Consider the following 3,695-nt stretch of genomic DNA (forward strand, 5'->3'; position numbering starts at 1 on the left):
CCCCGGGCCCCCCCTCGCCGCGGGGGGCCCGCGCCGGCGCGCGGGCGGGCCCGGGCCCGGGCGCCGGACCGCCGCGACTACGCCTCGGGCGTCTCCGCGCCCCCGTGCTTCTCCAGCGCCTCGTGCGTCACCCGGGCCGGGTCCTCGGGGCTCGGCGGCAGCGGGCGCAGCTCGGCGGGCAGGGTCTGGTAGGTGGTCACGGCCGGCGGCTGGTTCGTCCCGCGAAGCGAGTACGGGACGACGTCCTCGTCCCGATGGGCGGCGATCAGGATCCCGAGCGTGGCGCCGTCGCGCTCGGCGTCGCTGACTTGTCGTCCACCACCGCCGTGTGGAAGCCCGGCTTGCCCATGTGCTCCGGCTGGGCGCGGCCGATCTTGAGCTCGACGACGACGTAGACGACGACGTGGCGGTGCAGGCGCAGGTGGCGGAGGAGCAGGTCCGTCCTGAACTGCTGGCTGCCGACCTGGAGCGGGTACTGCCGGCCCCTATGCGGATGGGCGACCGGGGTGAGTACCCGTGTTGGTTCGGGAAGCTCGGCCGGGCAGCGGTAACGATCCTGCTCACTCGAACGAGTGGCGGGGCCGTCCGGTGCGGACAATGGTCCGGTGACGACCGCAGAGCAGCCCCCCGCCCCCCGCAAGAAGACCGGCCGGCGCCCCGGCGGTGCCGACACCCGGGGGGTGGTGCTGGAGGCGGCGCGGGCGGAGTTCGCGGCGCGCGGGTACGAGAAGGCGAGCATGCGGGCGATCGGGCGGGCGGCCGGGGTGGACGCCGCGCTGCTGCACCACTACTTCGGGAGCAAGGACCGCCTGTTCATGGCGGCGATGGAGTTCCCGGTGGAGCCGAAGGCCGTGGTGGAGCTGGTGCTGTCCGGTGACCGGGCGGCGATCGGTGAGCGGGTGGCCGAGTTCCTGCTGAGCGTGTGGGAGCAGCCGGCGGCGCTGGAGCGGCTGCTCGCGCTGCTGCGGGCGGCGGCCACCACCGAGCAGGTGGCGCAGTTGATGCGCGGGTTCGTGCAGCAGGAGCTGGTGCTTCGGGTGGCGGAGGAACTGGGCCTGGAGCAGGGCGAGTTGCGGGCGGAGCTGATGCTCTCGCAGGTGCTCGGGCTGGCGATGGCCCGGTATGTGCTGAAGGTGGAGCCGCTGGCCTCGGCGACCCGGGCGGAGCTGGTGCCGTTGCTGGCGCCGACGTTCCAGGGGTATCTCGGCGGCGCCTGATTCCGCTGTGTCCGGTGGCTTGACGGCATACGTCTGCGGCGAGAAACTCATCGCATGATGAATTCACTCGCGGGCTCGCCACCCCCGATCCGGCCACCCGCGATCCGGGTCACCGCGCTGACGGTGCTGCGCGGCGGCCGCCCCGTCCTGCGGGAGCTGGCCCTCGAAGTCCCGCAGGGCTCGATCACCGGCCTGCTCGGCCCCAGCGGCTGCGGCAAGACGACACTGCTGCGCGCCGTCGTCGGCGTCCAGAAGACCGAATCCGGCGAGGTCGAGGTGCTCGGCGCCCCCGCCGGCAGCGCCCGCCTGCGCGACCGCGTCGGGTACGTCACCCAGGCGCCCTCCGTCTACGGCGACCTCAGCGTGGCCGAGAACCTGCGCTACTTCGCCGCCGTGCTCGGCGCACCGAAGGGCGACCCGGAGCGCGTCATCGCCGAGACCGGCCTCACCGGCCACGAGCACGACCTCGCGGCCCGGCTCTCCGGCGGCCAGCGCGCCCGGGTCTCGCTCGCCGCCGCGCTGCTCGGCCGCCCTGAACTGCTGATCCTGGACGAGCCCACCGTCGGCCTCGACCCGGTGCTCCGCCAGGACCTCTGGCAGCTCTTCCGCGATCTCGCCGACGCCGGCCGCACCCTGCTCGTCTCCAGCCACGTGATGGACGAGGCCTCCCGCTGCGACCGCCTGCTGCTGATGCGCGAGGGCAGGCTGCTCGCCGACGACACCCCCGCCGAACTGCTGCGCCGCACCGGTGCCGCCGACGTCGACAGCGCATTCCTCGCCCTGGTGGCGGGCCGGACGGAAGCAGCGGCATGAACGTGACCCGTACCCTCGCCACCGCCCGCCGGGTCCTCGCCCAGCTGCGCCACGACCCGCGCACCATCGCGCTGCTGCTGGTCGTCCCCTGCCTGCTGCTCACCCTGCTCCGCTTCATGTTCGACGGGCAGCCGCACGCCTTCGACCGGGTCGGCGCCGCCCTGCTCGGGATCTTCCCGCTGCTGGTGATGTTCCTGGTCACGTCGGTGGCGATGCTGCGCGAGCGGACCACCGGCACCCTGGAGCGGCTGCTCACCATGCCGCTGGGCAGGCTCGACCTGCTGCTCGGCTACGCCCTCGCGTTCGGCCTGGTCGCGCTCGTCCAGGCGGCGCTGGCCTCCGTGCTCACCCTCGGCCTGCTCGGTCTGGACGTCGCCGGGCCGACCTGGCTGCTGTTCGCGGTCGCGCTCGGCGACGGACTGCTCGGCATGGCGCTCGGCCTGCTGGTGTCCGCCTTCGCGGCGACCGAGTTCCAGGCGGTGCAGTTCCTGCCCGCCGTGATCCTGCCGCAACTGCTGCTCTGCGGCCTGTTCGTGCCGCGCGACAGCATGGCGGCCGGCCTGCGGGTGGTGTCGGACGTGCTGCCGCTCTCCTACGCGGTGGACGCGATGAACCGGCTCACCGGCACGGCGGGCGTCAGCGGCGCCCTCGTCCGGGACCTCGCGGTCATCGCCGGCTCGGCCCTGCTCGCCCTCGCGCTGGGCGCGGCCACCCTGCGGCGGCGGACGGCCTGACCCGGGCGCAGGCCCGCACGGGCGTCGCGGCGGCCGGTGAGCTGTGGACGGGCGCCGCGCAGGCGGCCGACCGCCTCCGGGCGCCCGTCGACCCGGCCGCACCGATCGGCAGGTCCGTGGGCGACGGGCCCTGTGGATCGCGGGGCGCATGCGGCAGAATCGTGTTCATGACCGATTCCGACGGCACGCCCCACCCGGGCTCCGCCGCCCCTGATGGTGAGCCCGTATACGCCGACCGTGTGTACCGCTCCGTTCCCGGTGTCATCTCCGGTGTCCTGCTGCTCGCGGTGGCCGGCTGGCTGACCGTCGACGCCGCGCTGACCGGGAGCGGGAAGACGCCCTGGGTGGCGCTGGCCACCATCGTGGTGTTCGGCTTCCCGGTGATCGCGTTCACGCTGCGCCCGGCGGTGCTGGCGAACGACCGGCGGCTGCTGGTGCGCAACCCGTTCCGGACGGTCGTGGTGCCGTGGGCCGCGGTGGAGGGTCTGCGCGCCGGGTACTCGGTGGAGCTGTTCGCGAGCGGCAGGAAGTACCAGGTCTGGGCGGTGCCGGTGTCGCTGCGTCAGCGCAAGCGGGCGAACCGCCAGGCGTCCCGGAGTGCGGCGGCGGGTGATCCGCACGCGTCCCGGCTGGGGTCGCTGGTGCGGCCGAGCATGCCGGTGCTGCCGGGCGCGCCGGATCCGAACCGGGCCTGGTCGGACCAGGTGGTCGCGGTGCTGCAGGGGCTGGCCGAGCTCAACGCCGGCCGGCCGGACGCGGCGGGCGAGGCGAAGGTCGTCTGGTGCTGGTGGATCATCGTGCCGGCGCTGGTCGGGCTGGCCGCCCTGGTCGCGGTGATCGCGAGCTGACGGCGGGCCCGCCCCGCCGGACGCCGACGGGCCCGGCCGACGAGATCTCGTCGGCCCGGGCCCGCCCCAAGAACCGCGGCCCC

General features: G+C 74.6%; 6 protein-coding genes. 4 read left to right on the forward strand and 2 right to left on the reverse strand.

All coding sequences use genetic code 11. The annotated features are described in order from the left end of the window. Positions 1 to 77: 77 nt before the first annotated feature. Both ACFUK0_RS39835 and ACFUK0_RS39840 read right to left on the reverse strand, forming a co-directional pair. The gene (locus tag ACFUK0_RS39835; protein ID WP_380258925.1) at positions 78 to 200 is read right to left on the reverse strand and encodes a hypothetical protein; all 123 of its coding nucleotides are present in this window, start codon (positions 198 to 200) and stop codon (positions 78 to 80) included. 65 nt (positions 201 to 265) lie between these two features. After that, positions 266 to 598 (reverse strand): PDDEXK nuclease domain-containing protein, encoded by a 333-nt coding sequence (locus ACFUK0_RS39840; protein WP_380258927.1) that lies wholly within the window; start codon positions 596 to 598, stop codon positions 266 to 268. Positions 599 to 605: 7 nt separating this feature from the next. Here ACFUK0_RS39840 and ACFUK0_RS39845 point away from each other — a divergent pair, with 7 nt between their 5' ends. The 4 genes from ACFUK0_RS39845 (at position 606) to ACFUK0_RS39860 (ending at position 3,612) form a co-directional block, all read left to right on the forward strand. Then, positions 606 to 1,217: a TetR family transcriptional regulator gene (locus tag ACFUK0_RS39845; RefSeq protein WP_380258929.1), complete on the forward strand. Its 612-nt coding sequence runs from the start codon at positions 606 to 608 to the stop codon at positions 1,215 to 1,217. 54 nt (positions 1,218 to 1,271) lie between these two features. After that, positions 1,272 to 2,030: an ABC transporter ATP-binding protein gene (locus tag ACFUK0_RS39850; protein WP_380258931.1), complete on the forward strand. Its 759-nt coding sequence runs from the start codon at positions 1,272 to 1,274 to the stop codon at positions 2,028 to 2,030. Further along, the gene (locus ACFUK0_RS39855; protein ID WP_380258933.1) at positions 2,027 to 2,764 is read left to right on the forward strand and encodes an ABC transporter permease; all 738 of its coding nucleotides are present in this window, start codon (positions 2,027 to 2,029) and stop codon (positions 2,762 to 2,764) included. The genes ACFUK0_RS39850 and ACFUK0_RS39855 overlap by 4 nt, the downstream gene beginning before the upstream one ends. Positions 2,765 to 2,931: 167 nt before the next feature. Then, positions 2,932 to 3,612: a PH domain-containing protein gene (locus ACFUK0_RS39860; RefSeq protein ID WP_380258935.1), complete on the forward strand. Its 681-nt coding sequence runs from the start codon at positions 2,932 to 2,934 to the stop codon at positions 3,610 to 3,612. Positions 3,613 to 3,695 lie beyond the last annotated feature (83 nt).

Origin of the sequence: Kitasatospora sp. NPDC057223 (genome assembly GCF_042669755.1) — a bacterium.
Classification (GTDB): Bacteria; Actinomycetota; Actinomycetes; order Streptomycetales; family Streptomycetaceae; genus Kitasatospora.

What these genes read in the sequence shown, in the direction of transcription:
- ACFUK0_RS39850 (WP_380258931.1), top strand. Translation starts at nt 1,272, where the DNA reads ATGATGAATTCACTCGCGGGCTCGCCACCCCCGATCCGGCCACCCGCG.
- ACFUK0_RS39855 (WP_380258933.1), top strand. Translation starts at nt 2,027, where the DNA reads ATGAACGTGACCCGTACCCTCGCCACCGCCCGCCGGGTCCTCGCCCAG.
- ACFUK0_RS39860 (WP_380258935.1), top strand. Translation starts at nt 2,932, where the DNA reads ATGACCGATTCCGACGGCACGCCCCACCCGGGCTCCGCCGCCCCTGAT.